The 19,880-nt window shown below is 43.5% G+C and carries 20 protein-coding genes and 1 pseudogene; 5 read left to right on the forward strand and 16 right to left on the reverse strand.

Annotated features, from left to right (window positions below):
* Positions 1-1,751 precede the first annotated feature (1,751 nt).
* The 4 genes from MHI15_RS25210 to MHI15_RS25225 all read left to right on the forward strand — a co-directional run bounded on the left by MHI15_RS25210 (position 1,752) and on the right by MHI15_RS25225 (position 5,077).
* On the forward strand, positions 1,752-2,354 hold the full coding sequence (locus MHI15_RS25210; RefSeq protein WP_038570150.1) for a YitT family protein: 603 nt from the start codon (positions 1,752-1,754) through the stop codon (positions 2,352-2,354).
* 81 nt (positions 2,355-2,435) lie between these two features.
* Positions 2,436-3,698 (forward strand): DNA polymerase IV, encoded by a 1,263-nt coding sequence (locus tag MHI15_RS25215; protein ID WP_076189810.1) that lies wholly within the window; start codon positions 2,436-2,438, stop codon positions 3,696-3,698.
* A gap of 157 nt (positions 3,699-3,855) precedes the next feature.
* Positions 3,856-4,620: a threonine/serine exporter family protein gene (locus MHI15_RS25220; protein WP_076129956.1), complete on the forward strand. Its 765-nt coding sequence runs from the start codon at positions 3,856-3,858 to the stop codon at positions 4,618-4,620.
* Between the two features lie 28 nt (positions 4,621-4,648).
* Entirely contained in the window at positions 4,649-5,077 is a 429-nt protein-coding gene (locus MHI15_RS25225; RefSeq protein ID WP_036685970.1) for a threonine/serine exporter family protein, read from the forward strand.
* Positions 5,078-5,186: 109 nt separating this feature from the next.
* Here MHI15_RS25225 and MHI15_RS25230 read toward each other — a convergent pair whose 3' ends face one another.
* The 4 genes from MHI15_RS25230 to MHI15_RS25245 form a co-directional block, all read right to left on the reverse strand.
* Positions 5,187-6,071 carry a DegV family protein gene (locus MHI15_RS25230; RefSeq protein ID WP_076183845.1) on the reverse strand — a complete coding sequence of 295 codons (885 nt, stop codon included), beginning with the start codon at positions 6,069-6,071 and terminating at the stop codon, positions 5,187-5,189.
* 528 nt (positions 6,072-6,599) lie between these two features.
* Positions 6,600-7,061, reverse strand: coding sequence for a DIP1984 family protein (locus tag MHI15_RS25235; RefSeq protein WP_076280857.1), 462 nt, complete (start codon positions 7,059-7,061; stop codon positions 6,600-6,602).
* Positions 7,062-7,063: 2 nt separating this feature from the next.
* On the reverse strand, positions 7,064-7,588 hold the full coding sequence (locus tag MHI15_RS25240; RefSeq protein ID WP_341165014.1) for a GNAT family N-acetyltransferase: 525 nt from the start codon (positions 7,586-7,588) through the stop codon (positions 7,064-7,066).
* A gap of 2 nt (positions 7,589-7,590) precedes the next feature.
* On the reverse strand, positions 7,591-9,609 hold the full coding sequence (locus tag MHI15_RS25245; RefSeq protein WP_076129954.1) for a Na+/H+ antiporter: 2,019 nt from the start codon (positions 9,607-9,609) through the stop codon (positions 7,591-7,593).
* A 250-nt stretch (positions 9,610-9,859) separates the two neighbouring features.
* On the opposite strand from MHI15_RS25245, the gene MHI15_RS25250 reads away from it, so the two are divergent.
* Positions 9,860-10,621, forward strand: a complete 762-nt coding sequence (locus tag MHI15_RS25250) for an MBL fold metallo-hydrolase (RefSeq protein ID WP_076129953.1) — start codon at positions 9,860-9,862, stop codon at positions 10,619-10,621.
* A 77-nt stretch (positions 10,622-10,698) separates the two neighbouring features.
* Here the strand turns inward: MHI15_RS25250 and MHI15_RS25255 are convergent, their stop codons facing one another.
* From MHI15_RS25255 to MHI15_RS25310, 12 genes and pseudogenes are all read right to left on the reverse strand, one after another.
* The gene (locus tag MHI15_RS25255; RefSeq protein ID WP_076129952.1) at positions 10,699-11,334 is read right to left on the reverse strand and encodes an NAD(P)-dependent oxidoreductase; all 636 of its coding nucleotides are present in this window, start codon (positions 11,332-11,334) and stop codon (positions 10,699-10,701) included.
* Between the two features lie 18 nt (positions 11,335-11,352).
* Positions 11,353-12,246, reverse strand: a complete 894-nt coding sequence (locus MHI15_RS25260; RefSeq protein ID WP_341165015.1) for a beta-1,6-N-acetylglucosaminyltransferase — start codon at positions 12,244-12,246, stop codon at positions 11,353-11,355.
* 67 nt (positions 12,247-12,313) lie between these two features.
* Positions 12,314-13,180 carry a VOC family protein gene (locus MHI15_RS25265; RefSeq protein WP_341165016.1) on the reverse strand — a complete coding sequence of 289 codons (867 nt, stop codon included), beginning with the start codon at positions 13,178-13,180 and terminating at the stop codon, positions 12,314-12,316.
* 154 nt (positions 13,181-13,334) lie between these two features.
* Positions 13,335-13,643 (reverse strand): GNAT family N-acetyltransferase, encoded by a 309-nt coding sequence (locus tag MHI15_RS25270; RefSeq protein ID WP_248548044.1) that lies wholly within the window; start codon positions 13,641-13,643, stop codon positions 13,335-13,337.
* Between the two features lie 41 nt (positions 13,644-13,684).
* Complete coding sequence (locus MHI15_RS25275) at positions 13,685-14,029, reverse strand: low molecular weight protein tyrosine phosphatase family protein (RefSeq protein ID WP_076309932.1); 345 nt, start codon at positions 14,027-14,029, stop codon at positions 13,685-13,687.
* A 36-nt stretch (positions 14,030-14,065) separates the two neighbouring features.
* Entirely contained in the window at positions 14,066-14,617 is a 552-nt protein-coding gene (locus MHI15_RS25280) for a GNAT family N-acetyltransferase (protein WP_341165017.1), read from the reverse strand.
* The gene (locus tag MHI15_RS25285) at positions 14,614-15,372 is read right to left on the reverse strand and encodes a Type 1 glutamine amidotransferase-like domain-containing protein (RefSeq protein WP_143759908.1); all 759 of its coding nucleotides are present in this window, start codon (positions 15,370-15,372) and stop codon (positions 14,614-14,616) included. The genes MHI15_RS25280 and MHI15_RS25285 overlap by 4 nt, the downstream gene beginning before the upstream one ends.
* A gap of 5 nt (positions 15,373-15,377) precedes the next feature.
* Positions 15,378-15,980, reverse strand: coding sequence for a GNAT family N-acetyltransferase (locus MHI15_RS25290; protein ID WP_051491425.1), 603 nt, complete (start codon positions 15,978-15,980; stop codon positions 15,378-15,380).
* A gap of 81 nt (positions 15,981-16,061) precedes the next feature.
* Positions 16,062-16,796 (reverse strand): annotated as a pseudogene (locus tag MHI15_RS25295) (metallophosphoesterase family protein).
* A 495-nt stretch (positions 16,797-17,291) separates the two neighbouring features.
* Entirely contained in the window at positions 17,292-17,816 is a 525-nt protein-coding gene (locus MHI15_RS25300; RefSeq protein ID WP_340939978.1) for a hypothetical protein, read from the reverse strand.
* Between the two features lie 175 nt (positions 17,817-17,991).
* Positions 17,992-18,414: an Rrf2 family transcriptional regulator gene (locus MHI15_RS25305; RefSeq protein WP_076100677.1), complete on the reverse strand. Its 423-nt coding sequence runs from the start codon at positions 18,412-18,414 to the stop codon at positions 17,992-17,994.
* Positions 18,415-18,782: 368 nt separating this feature from the next.
* Positions 18,783-19,601 carry a HEAT repeat domain-containing protein gene (locus tag MHI15_RS25310; RefSeq protein ID WP_341165018.1) on the reverse strand — a complete coding sequence of 273 codons (819 nt, stop codon included), beginning with the start codon at positions 19,599-19,601 and terminating at the stop codon, positions 18,783-18,785.
* Positions 19,602-19,880: the final 279 nt, after the last annotated feature.

The raw sequence follows: 19,880 nt of genomic DNA on the forward strand, positions 1-19,880 counted from the left end.
TGCTTCTTGCAATAATTTTACCAGTTTACCTTCCTAGGCGTGGCGCACTCATACTTATCATAGATCAACGCTGATTATGCGGCTCGACCCTCTATAGCTTATCAACAAGTAACTCTCTGTATAGCCATCACACTACTCTCTGTATCCCCCGGAGATGCGTCTGCTTAATCATCCATTCATAGCATTCCCCGTTGCGGACCGGATTGCAGCTATTTGTGATTTTCGATCCATTTTGCAGCAGTTTCGGACTGCATAGCTCTTATTGCTCATAATTTGCTCGGAATCGGACTACATTTGTGGGAATAGCTGCAACTGAGTCCGATAGTGTGACAAAACGAGCGAAATCATAGAAATAAGGGCAACTGAGTCCGAACAGTTGCTAAAAAGAACACCGCCTGCCGAATTTGATCCTAAACGTGCTAGCCATTGTTTAACTAGCTGTCTGGGGCTCAACCTATCTACTCCGTGCGAGAAATTAGTTACCTGTTGCTCAAACTAGCCGCCTACGTCTCGATACCTGCTACCTTTTGCTAGAACTTAATCGTATCGGACCGTATTGCAGCTATTTGTGATTTTCGGCCCATTTTTCGGAAATTTCGGACTGTATAGCTCTTATTACCCTTGATTTGCGCAGAAAAAGAGCACATTTGAGCGAATAGCTGCAACTGCGTCCGATAGTGTGACAAAACGAGCGGAATCATGGAAATAAGAGCAACTGAGTCCGAACAGTTGCTGAAAAGAACGCCGCCTGCCAAATTTGCTCCTAATCGTGCTGCCCATTGTTTAAACTAGCTGTCTGGGGCTCAACCTAGCTACACTGTGCGGAATAGCTACCTATAGCTCGACCTATCTATACCGTGTGCGGAATTAGCTACCTATGGCTTAACCTAGCTACACCGTGCGGGATTAGTTACCGATGGCTCAACCTATCTACTCCGTGCGAAATTAGTTACCTGTTACTCAACCTATCTACACCGTGCGGAATTAGTTACCTATGGCTTAATCTAGCTACTCCGTGCGCAGAATTTGTTACCTGTTGCATAACCTAGCTGTCTACGTCTCGAAATCAGCTACCTTTTGCTCGATCTTGATCCTATCGGACCCTATTGCACCTATTTGTGATTTTGGGCCCATTTTGCGGCAGTTTCGGACTGTATAGCTCTTATTGCTCATAATTTGCTCGCAATCGGACCACATTTGTGGGAATAGCTGCAACTGGGTCCGTTAGCTCGAAAAAATACTTTGTATCTGCCTAATAGGGGCTCCTGGGTCCGCATGGAGGCTGGGCGGTGAGTTACTCTAATGTCTGTTGAGCTAACGGACCGCACTGCACCTATTTGTGGGTGGGATCTCGCATAATGTATTGGTGAGAGTAACTTAACGTCTGTTGAGCGCAACGAACCGGATTGCACCTGTTTGGGGGCGGGATCTCGCTTGTGATTTATGGGTAGGAGTTACTTAAATCTATTGAACGTTGCGGACCCTGTTGCACCTATTTGTGATTTTCGGCCCATTTTTCGGAAATTTCGGACTGTATAGCTCTTATTGCTCATAATTTGCCCGCAATCGGACTACATTTGTGGGAATAGCTGCAACTGGGTCCGTTAGCTCGAAATAATGCCTTGAATCTGCCTAATAGGGTCTTCTGGGTCCGCATGATTAGGCCCGAAATCAGTTTTTTTGCTTCAATGCAATTTTTTGGAAGTGACAAGCATATTTATAAGACATGCCTTTAATGTGGAGATGTTAATATGCAGTCATTATTAAGATACGCGATCATCCTGATCGGAAGCTTGCTCATTGCAGCAGCAACTAATTTTTTTCTAGTCCCATATAAAATCCTAGATGGGGGAATAATAGGAATAGCCCTCATCATCAATTATTTATCCGATGCCAAAATCGGTATAGCTGTCCTTCTCTGCAGCTTTCCGATTTTCCTGTTAGCCTGGCTGAAGGAACGCGATATCTTTTTCAATAGTGTATTAGGTTTATTGACCTCATCGTTTCTGATTGAGCTTCTCGGTCCTTTGCAGTACCACTTTCTGTATTATTTTGAGTTCGGCTCCATTTCCAGCGCCATTATTGGCGGTTTTTTAATGGGAACGGGTCTTGGGCTTATGCTGCGGTTCAAAGCCAGTACAGGCGGAACGGATCTGCTTGCTCAATATATCAAAAGGTATCTCCCGCTTAACCTTGGACTCATCATTTTTTTGACAGATTTTATAATTATCGGCGCGGGGGGACTCCTGATTTCCAAAGAAACCTTCTTCCACTCCATCCTCACGATTATCGCTGGGGGTGTGGCCACAGGTCTCTGCACCTTGGAGACTGAAGAGAAATGGAAAAAAATATGAATATACACGATCATATGTTCGTATTATAATAATAAGAAAATCATCTACCGTATCTCTACCTCACCTGGAGAGTGTGAATCTATGAATAAAGAGCGTGTTATTTTGTTATCCGATTGTCAGAGCTTTTACGCCTCCGTGGAGAAGGCCTCTAATCCGCAATATAGCAACAAACCGCTTATTGTCGCCGGAGATCCGGCTAGACGAAGCGGGATTGTACTTGCCGCTTGTCCGTTAGCCAAATCTTTTGGCATTACTACCGCCGAGACCTTGAAGGAAGCACTCGCGAAATGCCCCGAAGTAATCGTCGTCAGACCACATATGCAGCAATATATCGATGTTTCCTCCCAAATCACGGACATTCTACGCAAATTCAGTGACCTCGTAGAACCTTATTCCATCGATGAGCAGTTTATTGATATCACCGGCAGCCTCAGCTTATTCGGAAGCCCAAGACAGATCGCTACGACCATTCAGGACTTAATCCGCAGAAATACAGGTGTGCGCGCACGTATCGGTATAGGTTATTCCAAGGTTACCGCCAAAATGGCTTGCGACCTGTGGGCCAAGAAGAACCCGGAGGGTCTATTTACCCTCACTCAGGAAGAGCTTCCAGATGTACTTTGGCCGCTGCCCATTAGTGAGTTGTTTATGGTAGGCCGCCGCATGTCCGCGCACTTCCAGAGCATGGGCCTCACAACGATTGGCCATTTGGCACAGATGCCGCTAAGCGAGCTGAAATGGCGCATGCGGGAGAAATTCCATAAAAAATGCGATATCGATGCCGAGCTATATTGGCGAATTGCCAATGGCATCGACGATAGCCCTGTAAGTCCCGCTACCTATGAAGTAGCCCCCAAGAGCGTCGGGCACCAAATGACACTGCCACGGGATTACTATACACTGCAAGAGATCAAGACCATCATTCTGGAGCTCTCAGAGCTGGTGTGCAGGCGCAGCCGCAAGCTGAAGGTGCATGGTGCAGTCGTGTCTGTTGGCTGCCAAGGCGCCAGCTTTGATGACCCCAGCGGCTTCTCGAGACAGACTACGATGAGCGATCCTACGAATGCAACCCAGCTGGTATACGAGGCCGCCCTCGCTCTTTTCAAACAGCATTGGGAAGGTCAGCCTGTGCGCCGAATTCATCTAAGCCTGTCCAATCTGTCTGACGAAAGCCAATATCAGCTAACCTTATTTGAGTCGCGCCCCCGCTACCGTGAGCTCGAACGGGCCACTGATGCGCTGAAGAATAAATACGGGGAATCGATCATTGGACGCGCTGCATCGTTCACAGATGCCGGACAACTTAAGGACAGATCCGGAAAGATTGGCGGACACTATAAATAAACAGTGCATCTTTATACATTTTATTTCTGAAACTATATTAAAATATATCCCATATCGTTTATAATGCTATATTGAGGTTGTTATTTTCACACAATGAAGCGACAATCATAAGTATATACACATAGATATGTAACATTCCAGGGGAGGACCGGAGAAGTTGGAAAGCACGAGCAACACTAACACTACCTATTATGAAATCGTTGATCTCTGTCTTCTTGCTGGCAAGATCATGCTGCAAAACGGTGCAGAAACCTACAGAGTAGAAGATACAATGACACGTATGGCTGCTTCTCTCGGTTTTCCAGGGGCACATAGTTATGTGACACCAACCGTTATTATGTTCACCACCAATAGAACGGAGCCCGTTAAGTTATATCGGATTGCCGAGCGAACCACAGATCTGCAGAAAGTCTCAGAGGTTAATGATATCTCGCGGCGTCTGAACGAGCGTCAGATTACAGCCGAGGAAGCTCGGACACGATTAGGTGAGGTCGATGATGCCGCACATGCGTATCCGGTATGGCTGCAAATCATAGCAGCGGCGCTTACCGGCGCTTGCTTCACCGTTATGTTTAAGGGCAGCTTGTGGGATGCTCTCCCCGCATTACCGATTTCCGGGTTAGGTTTTGCTGCGGTTATCTACCTGCATCGTCTTGTGCAGACTAGATTTTTTGCAGAGTTCTCTGCTTCCTTCCTGATCGGACTTCTGGCCTTCTATTCTGTAAAGCTGGGCATAGGTCAAGAAATGGACAAAATCATCATCGGCTCCGTGATGCCTCTAGTACCCGGTCTACTCATTACTAATGCCGTTCGTGATCTGATGGCTGGTCATCTGGTCTCAGGCATATCCAAAGGAGCAGATGCCTTTCTAACTGCTTTTGCGATCGGTACAGGCATTGGGCTTGTACTATCACTATTTTAATTTTCCATGTGAAAGAGGTTAGCCCTTCATGATTTTGCAACTTATAACCAGTTTTATCGCCGCGGCAACCTTCTGTATTTTATTTAATGCGCCTAAGCGCGCTCTACTGCAGTGTGGTTTTGCTGGAATGGTAGGCTGGATGGTGTATGTAATCCTTGATGTAGAGTGTGGGCCTGTTGTTGCTACGTTTGCGGCTACTGTAGTGGTGGGCATCGTCAGCCAGCTGTTTGCCCGATCCTTCAAAATGCCGGTTATTATTTTTAGTGTAGGCGGTATTATCCCACTTGTTCCGGGTGGCCTTGCTTACGATGCTATGCGTAGATTTGTAGAAGAAAACTATAATCTGGCTGTAGAAATCGCTGTTCGGGCATTAATGCTCTCTGGCGCAATTGCGGCTGGACTGGTACTGAGTGAAGTTATCGGACAAATGTTCCGCCGTCGTGCAAGCAAAGCATAACCTTCTTACAACGTCATCTCATAGATTCAAAAAAAAGAAATCGTCTCTTGGTATAATGAGGATCATCCGTCCCTCTTCCAAGAAGCGATTTCTTTGTTTACTATCCTATCTACACAAGTACTGCTACAGGTTCAACCTCCGAATAAATACTATTGATCCGGTTATTTTTAATCCAAGAAAGTCCCACGGTACCTTCACCCGCATGAACAGCCACGGCAGGAATGTAAGTCATAATCTCCGTACGTAAATCAGGCGCCATCTCTTTGATGTCTTCTTCTAGCTTCAGCGCCATTTCTAAATTATTGGAATGCATGATGCACACATCGCTAACAAGTCCAACATCCTGTTTAAAGATATCTAACAGCGCCTGCTTCGTCTTCTTCATCGTGCGGATTTTTTCCACAACAATGACCTTGCCCTCGTCAAAACGCAGCAGCAAATTTATCCGTAGTAATTGACTAAGAATTACCTGTGTACCAGAAACACGCCCACTACGGTGAAGCTGGGACAAGCTTGCAGGAATTAAGTAGAAGGACATATTTTGAATGATATTCTCTATCTTTTCTTTAATCTCTAGGCCAGTAAAGCCCATCTTGTGCCAATGAATACCTCGCGTAATCATTTCCCGAATCGGATAAGCGCCAACCTTGGAATCAATTCCAATAACATTAGCTTCCGCTATTTCAGCACCTTGCATGGAAGCATTGTATGTTCCGCTAAGCCCTGTCGAAAGATGCACCGCGATAATCTCATCATATTCTTCCTTCAACCGTTCGTATAACTCGATAAACTCACCGATTGGCGGCTGTGAGCTGCCTACTTGATCATGCTGACGCATTTTCTCATAGAACTCATCGATCGTAATATCTATATTTTCTTTATAACACTCGTTGTTAATAATCAGACGTAAAGGAACAATATACACATGGTTGTTCTTGGCGAATTCAGGATCGATTGTACATGTACTGTCGGTTACCCAGGCAATTGATTTCATGGTCACTTGTCACTTCTCTCTTTCATGAAAGGAATAGTAGAATGTTTGAAGAGACAAGGGCCACTAAACCTTCTCGGCCAATGAATCACTCTCTCATCCTGTACAATCAACATACGAATAGATCAGCGGTTTAGGAAGTCCTCGTGCGTATTCGTAAATTATACAAGATAACGAGCGATAAGATAGGCAAAACAGGCCGATAATGCAAATTTTATTCAACTTTTTTCAACTTTATTCGACATTATTTCACATTATGTATGACGAATATACCTATCCTAATAGAGACAGTTCATGTTATGTAAAAGCCTAACCACAGCAAAAATATCCCCGTCCCCACCCTCACCGTTCTTACATAAATCAGCGCTTGGTAGTTACATTAATAGGTACTCTTTACAGTTGTTACAGTACGGGGCTAAGTTATGATTGGTCAGATATGGCCCGGCATCTGTCAATTTGTCCAACTTTCCCTGTTGGCGGGTTGCGCTCGCTTTTATGAAGATCAGTTACCTTCTGCTGTGATAAAGCTTTTTACGGTGTGATTAAGGCTACCGTCCAGTTTTTCTCCTGAATTTTAAAATCCAACTCGCGATAAGACTTAGACAGTTCATCAATCCGTTTCTGAATCTCAGCGACATCCACCGTTCTCTGGAAACGAACCTCAGAGCGGCTATACCGATCCTGAGTGATCGAAGCTTGCTCAAGCAAATCGCTAAACAGCTTCCGCAGCTGAAGCATTTTATCCCGTTCGGCTAGGGCATCGGCAATACTCCAATTCTCATTGAAGGCAACAGATGAATTCGTTCGATTAATCGCTCGAATCAAAATCGTCTGCTCGTTAACAGCTATTTCTAGCTCATGCAAAAGAGCCTCCGGCTGCTCTGCCGGATCTTCCCCCTCCTGCACCTTAACGACCCGATCGAGCCGCTGCTTTAGCTGCGCGATTTTACGGGTAAGATCACTTCGGTTCACTAATGCTTCCGCAAGTTTCATCTTTAAGTTCCCCCTAAGATTTTCTGATAGCTGGCGATATCCAGTCTTCGACCAAATTTACAGCCAATCTCCTTGAAGTAGGCACATTGTTCATATCCATTCTTTGAGAAAAGCTGGCGACTGCGTTCATTCTCTGCGCAAACGGTAGCTACTAACACATGGAAATCCAGTTCGGCAGCTCTCTTTTCAATAAAGCGTAAGGCATGCTGTCCTATTCTTTTACCCACACAAGCCGGTTTCAAATACACACTGATCTCCCCAGAGCTATCATAAGCCGGCTTACTCTTATGTCTAGCAATCAGAACATAGCCCTGAATAACATTATCCCAGGATAATATAACGTATGATTTGAACCGCGGATCATCATTCATCACTGATTGCCGAATTTCGTCCAAACTTAAAGGCTCGGTATGAAAAGAAACCGTAGTGTTCAGCACGTAATAGTTATAAATATCGAGTACATCCGACAGATGCTCTTCGCGAATTTCAGTGAATAACAAGCTTTCTCCCATTACTTTGTTCAGCACAGCTAATCCTCCCAAATGGATGTTTCCAAATGATCGACGAACTTGCGTAATTTACCGGCTAGCTTGCGGTTAATGGTTCCATCCTGGTACATTTGCTGCACCTTATCCCGTTGCTCCTGAATAGCTTTCAGTTTCAATTCAAGCTTTTGATCATCAACGAGACCATCCTTTGTCCAGCCTTGACCCTGCTCGAAGCGTGAGATTAGTTGCTCATAACTGCATGCAACCTTCTCTACTGCTTTTCGGTTGTTCTCATTCATACTTGCATTAACAGCAGCTATTGCTGCGCGGGACATAGAAACCTTAGCTTTTCTTGCACATTCAGCCTGTTGCAGCATTTGTTGGCTAGCTTCCCGTTCGTTTTGTCCTGAGAACATCCCCGCAAATAGCCTTCTAATCTCTGTAAGGGATAATCTAATTTGAGAGTTGAGACTTCTGGCTAAGAAAACTTCACTATGATCCAAGAATTCTTCCATTTTCTGAGCCACTGAGGCAGGAATCTCATTGTTAGTAAGCAATCGGGTCAGCTCTTTGCGTTCAGCATGCAAGCCCACTATCCTTGCTTCAACCCCAAGCCGACGGAGTTCCTCAAATGCCGGATCGTTTGCTTGATCCTCGCGGTTCAGACTATAAACCTTTTCTCTGAATTCACTCAAAGCTGGCTGTGCGGAATCCTTGCTCTCCTCCGTCATCATACTTTGAAGCAGCGTTATCCCGGCAGCAACGACCTTAGATTTGGCCGCCTGTTCAACCTCAGTGTCCCCTGGTTCGGCAACCGGCTCTTCTTTACCTGCGAGAATTGGTAAAAAGATACTAGCGATCAGCAGCGACATCAGAATCACACCCGCAGCGATAAAGATAATTAGATCACGTTCAGGAAAAGGTGAGCCATCTCCTAACACAAAAGGAATCGAAAAGGCACCGGCTAAAGTAACCGCGCCTCGCACTCCTGAAATAGTCAGGATTAGCATGGACTTAATAGACGATTTTTCCATTTTTTGCAGGCCGGCGCCAGCCAGGGAAAATACATATACCCATATAAAACGCAGCACAAAAAGCAGTAACGTTATCGCTAATACATAACCAATCACCATAAGATTGTCCACTGCTGTATCCCGGTAGATCACTTCTATAACATCTGGAATCGACAATCCGAGAATAAGGAAGACCAAGCCATTCAAGATGTAGAGCAGCACAGACCATGTGCTGGCGGATACCAGCTGTAGCTTATACTGTGGCGAAACTGCACGATCCTTCTCGACCGCATGAATTATCCCTGCTGCAACCACAGCTAAAATGCCGGATACCCCTATTTCTTCACTAATCAGATACACAATGAAAGGAGTCAGGATTTGCAGCAGCACATGTACTGTGATGTCCTCCATCCCCAGTCTGCGGATAAATACACTGAACCGAATCAGGAGGAACGCGAGTATTGCTCCGACAATTAGCCCACCTAAAGCGATAATCACAAAGCTAATGGAGGCTTTCGGCAAAGAAAATATGCCTGTAACAGCTGCTGCAATAGCGAAGTTAAACGCAACAAGGCCAGAGGCATCATTCATCAATGATTCGCCCTCTAGAATACGATGAATACTCTTGGGAAGATGTACTCTCCCAGCGATTGCGCTTACCGCCACAGCATCTGTCGGCGATAAAATCGCTGCCAGCGCAAAAGCAGCTGCGAGTGGAATGGTGGGGATCATCCAGTTAATGGAATATCCAGCGATAAGCACTGTAGCAAATACCAAGCCTAGTGCCAGCATTAAGATTGGAGCCCGCAGGTTCCATAACTCATTTCTTGGTGTTCGCTTTCCGTCATTGAACAAAAGCGGAGCAATAAATAACACGAAAAACAACTCTGGCTCCAGTGACATATGTATTCCCAAAGGCAATAGTACGACCACTACACCCAAGCCAATTTGTATTAAGGGTATCGGCACGAAGGGAATGAATCGGTTTATGATGTTGGATATTGCGATAAGCCCAAGTAGGACGAGTACAACTAGAAATGTCTCCAAACCACATCAACTCCCTTTTTTATATTTGATTATTATATCGCAAAGCTTTAGGCAAGGGCAAAATCTAGCAAAAGATTCTTAACATTAAAATCCCCTACAAATTCCACAAAAATTCCATCAGATACATATTGACATAAATATTTATTTGTGTTATAATGAAATATTTATCTATTGTTTTTATTTTCAGTTTTGAGTAATATATGCATTAGCCTCACGGCGTCGCTCTTATTATCAATCACGGAGGGATATAATGTACATTGCTCAAGGAATAGAAATGCTCGAGATTACAGCGCAGGTTATGGGTGGAAAAGACACGATTTACCCCACGCTACTCTGGGATGAACATGCCGCCGTACTCGTCGATACCGGATTCCCGGGTCTACTCTCTACTTTCAAAGAGGCTCTAAAAGAAGCGCATGTGCCTTGGGAGAAGCTCCGTATCCTTATTATCACGCATCAGGATTTAGACCATATTGGTTGCCTCCCTGCCCTATTGGCTGATGAAGATCTAGAGCTTACTGTTCTGGCTCATGAAATTGAGCAGCCTTATATTCAAGGAGAGCGAATGCTCCTTAAGCACACTCCTGAAGCTTTAGCGGCGGCAGCGGCTATGATCCCAGCTCATGTACCTGAGGAATGGCGGCGTGCCTTCCTCTCTGTATTAGCCCATCCTCCTAAAGGAAAAGTGGATCAAACGCTTGTGGATGGAGAAAAGTTACCTTTTGCCGGTGGAATTACGGTGATCCATACCCCAGGCCATAGCCCAGGGCATCTCAGTCTTTACCATCATGATAGCCGTACACTTATTGCCGCCGATGCCTTGACCGTTCAGGATGGCGAGCTACAGGGTCCCACTCCTTCCGCCACACCTGACATGAAGCTGGCTTTGTCCTCTCTGAACAAATTCTCTAAGTATGAGATCGATACGGTCATTTGTTATCACGGTGGACGCTACCGCGGAGATGCAAACAGACGTATTGCTGAACTAGCAGAAGGAAAAGGAAAGCTGTAATGATACAAAAACAGACAGAGCCTGAAATCCGGCTCTGCCTTCTCTTGTTATATAGGATCGTTATTCTTCATTATCACTTAAGACTCTGAACCCACCGTAAACCGTTCACGAATATGCTGCGGCTGTTCGATTTCATCGACAATAGCAACGGCATAATCTTCGTAGCTGACATAACTCTCGCCTTTGGAGTTCACCAGAAGATTATCCTTACCTTTTACATAAGAACCCGTTCTTGTGCCGATGGCAAAATTAGCAGATGGGCTAACAAAGGTCCAAGAGAGTGCATCTGTCCCTTGCAGAATCTCCAGATTCTTGGCTTGATTCGTCGCTGTTGGCTTAATAAAGTCAGGAAAGTCATTCGTATCCACTACTTTAAGCGTTTTGGCTTCATCTACATAAAGACTTCCTGCACCCCCAACTACAATCAATCTTGTATCGGGCGAAGCCTTCAACGCTTCAATAAGCACATTCCCGGCATCCACATGCAGATGTTCTTGTCCAAACGGCGCACCAAAAGCATTTACAACCACATCGAACCCCTGCAAATCTTCAGCGGTAAGTGCAAATACATCCTTTTCAACGACATTCGCTTTACTATTTGTTACTTTAGATGCATCCCGCACAATCGCTGTAACTTCATGACCTCTATCCAACGCTTCCTGCGTAATTCGGCTTCCAGCTTTTCCACTTGCTCCAACAACTGCGATTTTCATATGATTGTCCTCCTGAGTTTACGATGTTTTCGCTTTAATATTTATATCAAGGAGCTCCTGAACGATGGTTCTATCGATATCGAGATCAAATTTTCTCCCCCAAAAGCATTCCGTGCCCCGTTGAGTGATCCGATCATAGTCTTCAATCGTTAGCGTTCTAGGATAATCCGGTCCTGTTTCCCAATCTGTATACCGCTTAATTTCATTCAGCACATGCATCTTATAAACACTATTCAAAATTATCGTATGGAAAAAGATTTCATCTCCACATAAAGTGTTCCTAAAAAATCTGACGTATTCCGGAGAGCTTTTTGTAAAATCCAAGATGCACTCCATACATCCACCTGTAATAGACATCCAGTTTGAGCCTTTATATAAACCGTTCGGCAGAGCGCTTAATCTTCTTTGCAGAAACGGAACGCTCATAATTAGTTTAATGTACCTCATTCGGATCGCTGTCATACGCCGGGTCCTTGAGATGAGGAATCTAGGATAATAAACTGAGACCCGCTCGTAACATCCCCAAGTTTCCGCAGCATTAGGCAGCTGCAAATACTTCACAAATTCCTTACCTTCATTCCCCTTAAAGAAATCTAGAATCACTTCATTTGAAGCCAGAGGCAGATCCTGACCGCTTAGGATGTGGATATAATTGAAATCCCCATGTTCTTTGATCAGCGAAAAGCACTTCAAAATGCATTCAATCTGGCTGTAATGCCCCCACTGCACATCAATAGGCTTTTCCACAAAATGAATATCGTTACGATGAATAATATCAGCTTCAATATTACTTTTCTGATCGACATGAAGGAAAAACTCTACGGACTCGTTAGTTAAACTATCGATTAGCAAATTGATCTGCTCCGGATTCTTATGACAAAGAATGATATACGCCATTTTGAATGCTTCCAACAAACTTCACCCTTCCGCCCATCTATTTCCAATATTATAAAATAAATGGACGAAAATGGATATATAATTATCTCTCTAAAACAAGTCTGATTCCAATGTTCCAAGGATCTTGGAATGTAGGATTTCCATTCACTTCTGTAACTGCGTACCCAGCCTGCCGAACTCGCTCCACCACAGCGTTGCGTTCCTCTTCATTCGTAAGAATTAAGGTAAAATAATCAATCCCCACAGTATCAGCTGGAGCCGCAGGTGCGCCCTGTCCAGCCCAAACATTCAGCCCGATATGGTGATGATAGCCACCAGCAGAGATAAACATAGCAGCACTTCCATAATTAGCTGTTAGTTCAAAACCAAGCAAATCGACGTAGAAGGCTTTCGCCTTATTTAAATTCCCCACATGAAAGTGTACATGCCCAATCACTGTTCCCGCTGGCAGCCCGTTCCATGATAAACCTTCAGAAGCTGCCAATAGTCCATCTACATCCACTGGATCAGTGGACATCATTACATGCCCTTCCGCATCATATTTCCATTCACTCTTAGGACGATCTCGATAGATTTCAATCCCATTATTATCTGGATCCTGAATATACAACGCTTCACTGACCAGATGATCCCCCTGCCCCACTTCAATCCCCGAAGAGATCAAATTGCGCACAACCAATCCAAGGCTAGGACGATCTGGAACAAGGATAGCGAAATGATACAACCCAGCCACAGAATTAGGGCGGATCACCCGCGCATTTTCAATCTCCCGCAAGATCAATAACACATTCTGACCGTCAGCGGTCATTTCCACTTCGCGGCCAGTCTGCCGCAAAACGCTTAATCCCATAACATTCTGATAAAAGGTGAGCGAACGCTCCAAATTGCTTACTCTAATTTGCACCAGACCGATCTGAGTGTCTGGTTGAAGTATTGTTTTAGTCGTCATTATAAATTCCTCCCAATCATGCTGTAACTGTTTTAGTTACAAATTAACTATCTTTAGTATAGTTACCTTCTATATGTTTGTCAATTACCTATAAAAAAATCATGTCGACTGGTGCACAGCCAAACATGATTCACAGGAACATATAATAAGTAATTCAAAAAAAGGTTTCCGGGTATTTCAACTCTCCCTTAATCCTCTGCAGTACGCCTTCCTTCAGCTCACAGACCATAAAGACATTCTCCGGTACCGCGAATTGTTTCAACTCCAGCCCATGTAGCCCTGCGGGTTGAAATCCGAATCTTGGATAATATTCGGGATGCCCGATCAAAAAGACAAGCTCATATCCGAGCGTTCTACATCTTTCTAACCCTTCTTGGATCAGCGCCTTGCCGATTCCTTGCTTCTGAACGAATGTTTTCGACCAACTGCGCTTCATCTTCCCGATCACCAAAAGCCTTAACATTCACTTGAAATACTTCATTATAGTCTGCCACAGTTTCTGCTCTAATTCTCATTTTTGTTGCTCCATTCCAGTAAATATTCGGATACACTGGATTCCAAAAGGCCGATCAAGTCTTCATCCATATACTTATAGTCATCAGCTATGTTCAGGCAAATTAATTTTTTGCCCCTTACACAGTCTCTAAATTTATCTTGAATTCTTCGAACATGTTTCTTCTCCATCACAAAAATCACATCCGCCCAACCCAAATGCCCTTCAGAAATTTTAATTCTGGCATGATCTTCAGTCCCTGCTGATCTCACTTCATGACCATCAATTCCTTGAAAGATCTTCTCCGCAGTTAGACTCCTCCAGCGATTCTGGCTGCAGACAAACAGGAGTTTAATAAGTGCACCTTCCTTATCCGATTGTTAAAAAGATATTTATTGTCTCGCCTGCTTCGTGTATTCAATCAACCAACAATCTCTTAGCTCTCCTTCATGTTGTTCGTGCTGTTCAAGGTATTTCTTTTTCACAAAGCCAATCTTTTCGTATACTCTAAGGGCTCTTTTATTCCAGGCTTGCGGGTCCATGACAATTTTTTCAGCCTGTTTTGCTTTTATAAGATAATTAACCGTTTCTTTAATGAGTCGCGAACCCATTCCTTGATTCCATAAATCAGGCTCGCCAATAAACTGGTCCATCCCAAAGATTTGACCTTCGAATCCCACGTAGCCGTACACCTCTAATTCTTCATCATCTATAAGATAAAACTGGAGATAACCTATATCCCGCTCCTTGTATTGCACAATACACCGTGTAACTTCAGCTTGCTCGTCGTAAAAATGCTCCTTCACCAGCTCCAAATCATGCGGGCGATCACGACCTTCATAGAACTCCAGTACAACGGGGTCTGAGAGCCATTTTACAAGTAATGCGGCATCGTTTAGCTCAAGTGTTCTCAGTCTGATCTCTTGCTTTTCAAAAATAATCATAACGCACTATACAGTTCATAAAGAGGTCTGTAGCTTGGATGTTCTTCTATTTCCGTTACGACAACACCTTGCTCGGAGTCAATCACACGGTAGGCTTTAGCTTCTTCTCTGGTCGACATCACTTTATATTCCTTATCTTTATAGATGATTGCACAATTGTTATCCACCGCGATTCCAGGCAAACCTCCACCTTTAACCATGCGTGTAAAATCTTCAACCCGAATATCCTCATTATAATGCGGACAATGAATGCCCGGCAGAATCCCCATGGCTTCAAGCTTGATATACTGCCATTCCCCCTGATCGTCGAACGCCTCAGAGTCACTATGCCCATATTCAAACCAACAGATGGAACCTGCGCTAAGCCCGGCCAATACGGTTCCAGAGGAGTAAGCTTCTTTCAAAAGCGTATCTACCCCTGTATTTTTCCAAATCTCCAGCATCTTTCGGGTATTGCCTCCACCAACATAAATCAAATCAGCAGCTGTAATTAAATCTGTAATCTCATCATGAGTGTAGGTTTGGCTCACAAGCAATAAGTGACTTGTTTCACATCCAAGAATATCGCCATATACTTTGCTAAAAGTATCACAATACCCTGGCGCATCACTACTGGCTGTTGGAATAAATAACGCCTTCGGCTTAGCCTTTTGAGTTAGCTGCACAACTTTACGATCAATTTCCAGCGTTTCAAGCTCGATTAACTCTCCCCCGCCAATCACTACGATAGTGCCCATGATTTCCCCTTCTTTCACTAGGATTACATCCTATTGCTCACTCTTGGCTTACCGATGCTTGCAAAATATTCCTCTGCCAAAATGCTGTAGATCTCCAGATCCACCAGCCCTTTACCTGACCATACATGCGCCTGCCTTAACGTGCCTTCTTTCGTAAAGCCATTTTTCAAAAGCACCCGCTTCGATCGTTCATTAAAGGGCATAACCTCAGCTTGAATTCGATTGACTTCTGCAGTCTCAAATAAATATTTCACCACTAACTGAATGGCCTGAGCTGCAATCCCTTTTCCCCAATAAGGTTCCGCCAAAAAGTAACCGATCGTCACCATATCCACCTTTTGATTAAAATCCATAACTTCGATGATACCTAGCAATATGTAAGGGTTATTTTTGAGGAAAATCCCCCATTTCACTCTTACCCCTTTGGTAAAATCACGTTCGAAATGACCGATCATATTCTTGACTGTATCTTTATTATGTTTCGGAATAATTCCACAGTACTCAAACACTTGATCATTGCTATATATCCCAAATACCTCATTAAGGTTGCTGACTTCAATCTTTTTCAGTAATAATTGCTCGGATTCCAAAGTAGGGAATTGCTCAAATACGTGACTAAGCTTCAATTTGTTCCCTCCATTACTTTTTGATGGCTTGGATCAGGGTTGCAGTTTGACTTTTTGTTTCCTTTATTATCCTTTCCTTTATTATCCCCGGACACTTCCCCTGTACTGCGCGGTTCTAAGCTCACGAATATAAGGCTCTGCAGCTGGCATATCTGCCTCAACGGCCTGTTGAACAGCTAACTCGATGTCATAAGGCACTCTTACAAATTGCATATTCAAAGGAGCTGCTGACACTCCCATGTATTCTCCCTCCATAATCACATAAGATGCCTGGGTTAGATCAAGCGGATTCCCCACACTGCCTACGTTAAATAAGGTCTTACCTTCTAGATGTTGAATAAAAGCATTATGAATATCCCCGTAACCTACGATATCCGCTTGTCGTTTTTCCTGGCAGAGATCAGAATAATCAAACAAAGACAATCGCTTTTCATAATCATCCCAAGGTTGAACACGTTAATACAGGCTTCGTGGCGAAGCATGAAATAACCGTACAAATTTACCACTCATCATAAACTCAATCGAAAACGGCAACGTGCTTAAATAAGCTAGGCGCTCTGGACCTAACAACCCGCGGCACCACCGAGCCATCTCAAAATCAACATCCTGATTCATTAAATCATCCCAGTTCCCCATAACACTGATTTCACAATTCTTTTTTATGATATCAACGGCTAGGTCTGAGTTCGGTCCTTTTCCAACAATATCGCCTAAACAAAAGACTCTGCTGATTCCCCGCTGCTGGATGTCATCTAAAACGGCCGTAAGGGCCGGTATATTTCCATGAATGTCTGAGATTATTGCAATTTGCTCCACTGTAGAACCTCCGTATATATTGATCTTTAAAAAAATTACTTATCCTAAAACTAATTGTACTGCATCAGCAGCTGTTGCTCGTTTATAGGGCATTTTTGCTTCTCTTTTAGTTCATCCATCGACTGTTGCTCGTTTATAGGGCATTTTTGCCTTTCTTTTCACACTTTCAGCGACTATTGCTCATTTATAAGGCATTTTTGCTTCTCTTTTAGTTCATCCATCGACTCTTGCTCGTTTATAGGGCATTTTTGCCTTTCTTTTCACACTTCAGCGGCTGTTGCTCATTTATAAGGCATTTTTGCCTTTCTTTTCGCTCATTCTGCGACTGTTGCTCATTTATAGGACATTTTTGCTTCTCTTTTTGCTACTTTGGATGATTTCAGCCAAATCTGAGGCATTTATACCGTACATTTCACCATTCCAGCCACTTCAGCCCATTTCAAAGGTATTTATACCGTACATTCCACCATTCCAGCTACCTCGTTCTAGTCACACTTAATCTTTTGTAAACTTTATGGATTGTAAAATATCCTCTATCCTCTTCATATCTTCTTTATGTACTTCATCCACACTATAAGGGAACTGCACCATAAATGACATTTCCGGTTCCTCAATAACGTAATAGATAGCTTTTCCTTTACTCCCTTCCTCTTCGAATACTTCAGTTTCGTACTTTACGGACTCTAACCCGCCTAAACTAGCTTTACTTTTTGTCAGCTCCGCCCCGTTGTTGTAATTCGTTTGGGCATCCTCGAGCCATTTGTTGACAAGCTCCATGTCCTTAGGCTTAAATCCAAAGAGCATTACTCCCGGACCTTTAAGTCCCTCAGCAGGTTTATAATCAGTCGTAGAGACTATCAACCATAATGGCGCTCCATACTTCTCAGTTACAACCCAATCATCCGGATAGTTAAAGGTGATTCCAAAATTAGTATCCTCGTATTTAGTGGTATCCCTTGATTCATTACATCCGGTAATCATTACTATAATTAGTAGTATAGGCAGTAATTTTTTTAACATTCTTAAGCTCTCCCTCAATGTATGTATGTATATTATCTTTAATCCGGCTTCTAAATACAGATTCTATATTCTCTCTTACTTCCCTTCTTTGACCATAAACCTAATTAAGCCAAAAAAGACCAGAATCACGTTTTCACATGTTCTGGCCTTACTTCTAAGCTGTGATATGGAGGAATCATAGTTCTGGCATTTCATTCACAATCTGTTCCAATGTAACCTCCTGGAGAACATTCTCCATTGCTTTTTGGGCGAGTGAGAACACAGGTACAATTGCACTGGCTATATTCTTGCCAACAGGACAATCTGGATTAGGATGCTCATGTACAGAAAACAACGAGTCCTCTTCCACCGCATTAACTGCCTTATAAATCTGCAGCAGCGTAATCTCGGATGCGCTACGTGTAAGCGAGGCGCCTGCGACTCCGGGGCGTGCATTTACTAGTCCTGCTTTTTGCAGCATACTCGTAAGCCGACGGATAACTACAGGGTTTGTGTTTACGCTACCAGCTATCCACTCCGACGTGCTTTTGCCTTCTTTATTGCTGTCAATCAACGTTAATATATGAATGGCTACCGCAAATCGGGTGCTAATATTCATGGAAATCTCTCCTTCTGCCTTGCTGCAAAACATCCTTCAGATGCAACTATAATAGTTACATTTCATGCATTTGTCAAACTTTTGAAGATATGAACAACTTATAATCTATCAATATTCTCCATATAGATTTGGATGGTGCATTTTAATGAAAAAAGATCGTTGGGACATATTTATAATAATAATAGCTGTCTTTGAATTTATTAATATAATGTACAGTTTAATATTCGAACAATCCATAGAGTGGTTTTCTTTGATTATATTAATTCTCTTTGTTTCTTTAATTGTTAATTCTAATATAAGTAAAAACAAAAAAAATGATTAAATACAACTGCCAAATGGCACTCGTATCCTAAGTGTCTTTTCCTATCTTATCTTATCTTATCGAATTCCTTTAGGATCTCAGCCACCTGGGCAGCATATTTTTTACTCAGACGCGATTTGCCAAGATTACTCTTCACAATCTTAAGGATTCGGGCATCTCGGCTCTTTGCAAATCTCTCCAGCATAACAAAGCCTTCTTCAGGCTCATTCGCCACAAATACACTCAAGCTGTATTCAAGTCCCTTAGATAATACACGAAAATGCTCAGCGTCCTCATGTTGCGCTCCCCCACCATCTATACTCTCCATGATTCCGGCAGCCAACTGAAGACAATACAGCGTATTTTCTTTCTTTTTTAAAAGAGGAGGATGTGCTAACGCCGCTACAAAAGCCCGTTGTTCAAGCCTGTTCGCATCTTTCTCCCACATGTCAATCAGCTGCCTGAGCAGGGTGAAATCATCCTCCCCTATACTTTGCAACGCCATAGCAGACGCTTCACGCACCCTCCATCGCGAATCATTCATAGCTGTCTTGATGCTGTTTTGAATCACTACTTGCTGTTCTTCTCCAGCGTAACTGTAATAAGCACCCAACGCCCTAACTGCACAAAACGGCAGAAACTCACGGGGATCATTCACCCCAGCTTCAGCTTCAGTAATGTCAGTCCAAGAGACGAGCAGCTCCCAGCCTGTATCTGTTAGATTAGGATGAGCGAATTGTTTGGCAAAATGGTCTGAGAGCTCCAAATTCACTCGTGGTCCTGGGAGTTTACTCTCCTGCATCATCAAATCATTAAGCTGTACCCACAGCTCCTTATCGTTTACCCATTGCTGAAACGGCACTTCAATCATCTTTTGCTCAGCCATCTCTGGTCCCTCCGATAGTTATCTTCAGATTTGAACAATTCCTTGCATCGCGTATGCGAGTTTCCTGTTCCATCAATATTTGATCAAATCTCCAGCATTAATCACTCATGGACATTTTACATCACATCAATGACTTATGCATATAACCGATGAGGGAATATTAACACCTTGGCAGAAAACTTCAAATCTAGATAAAGCGAAAACGTGCAAGACAAAAAGCAACTTATCTGTAGATAAGCCGCTTCTCTGTAACAAGTTCAATATCACCTAGGCTTAGAT

It is taken from the genome of Paenibacillus sp. FSL H7-0918, assembly GCF_038007025.1.
GTDB classification, from domain to species: domain Bacteria; phylum Bacillota; class Bacilli; order Paenibacillales; family Paenibacillaceae; genus Paenibacillus_AQ; species Paenibacillus_AQ odorifer.

Excerpts from the sequence above, each read along its gene's own strand:
- MHI15_RS25250 (WP_076129953.1), top strand. The coding sequence starts at position 9,860 with ATGTACATTGCTCAAGGAATAGAAATGCTCGAGATTACAGCGCAGGTT.
- MHI15_RS25225 (WP_036685970.1), top strand. The coding sequence starts at position 4,649 with ATGATTTTGCAACTTATAACCAGTTTTATCGCCGCGGCAACCTTCTGT.
- MHI15_RS25270 (WP_248548044.1), bottom strand. The coding sequence starts at position 13,643 with ATGTTAAGGCTTTTGGTGATCGGGAAGATGAAGCGCAGTTGGTCGAAA.
- MHI15_RS25235 (WP_076280857.1), bottom strand. The coding sequence starts at position 7,061 with ATGAAACTTGCGGAAGCATTAGTGAACCGAAGTGATCTTACCCGTAAA.
- MHI15_RS25265 (WP_341165016.1), bottom strand. The coding sequence starts at position 13,180 with ATGACGACTAAAACAATACTTCAACCAGACACTCAGATCGGTCTGGTG.
- MHI15_RS25310 (WP_341165018.1), bottom strand. The coding sequence starts at position 19,601 with ATGGCTGAGCAAAAGATGATTGAAGTGCCGTTTCAGCAATGGGTAAAC.
- MHI15_RS25255 (WP_076129952.1), bottom strand. The coding sequence starts at position 11,334 with ATGAAAATCGCAGTTGTTGGAGCAAGTGGAAAAGCTGGAAGCCGAATT.
- MHI15_RS25300 (WP_340939978.1), bottom strand. The coding sequence starts at position 17,816 with ATGTTAAAAAAATTACTGCCTATACTACTAATTATAGTAATGATTACC.
- MHI15_RS25210 (WP_038570150.1), top strand. The coding sequence starts at position 1,752 with ATGCAGTCATTATTAAGATACGCGATCATCCTGATCGGAAGCTTGCTC.
- MHI15_RS25305 (WP_076100677.1), bottom strand. The coding sequence starts at position 18,414 with ATGAATATTAGCACCCGATTTGCGGTAGCCATTCATATATTAACGTTG.
- MHI15_RS25280 (WP_341165017.1), bottom strand. The coding sequence starts at position 14,617 with ATGATTATTTTTGAAAAGCAAGAGATCAGACTGAGAACACTTGAGCTA.
- MHI15_RS25230 (WP_076183845.1), bottom strand. The coding sequence starts at position 6,071 with ATGAAATCAATTGCCTGGGTAACCGACAGTACATGTACAATCGATCCT.
- MHI15_RS25215 (WP_076189810.1), top strand. The coding sequence starts at position 2,436 with ATGAATAAAGAGCGTGTTATTTTGTTATCCGATTGTCAGAGCTTTTAC.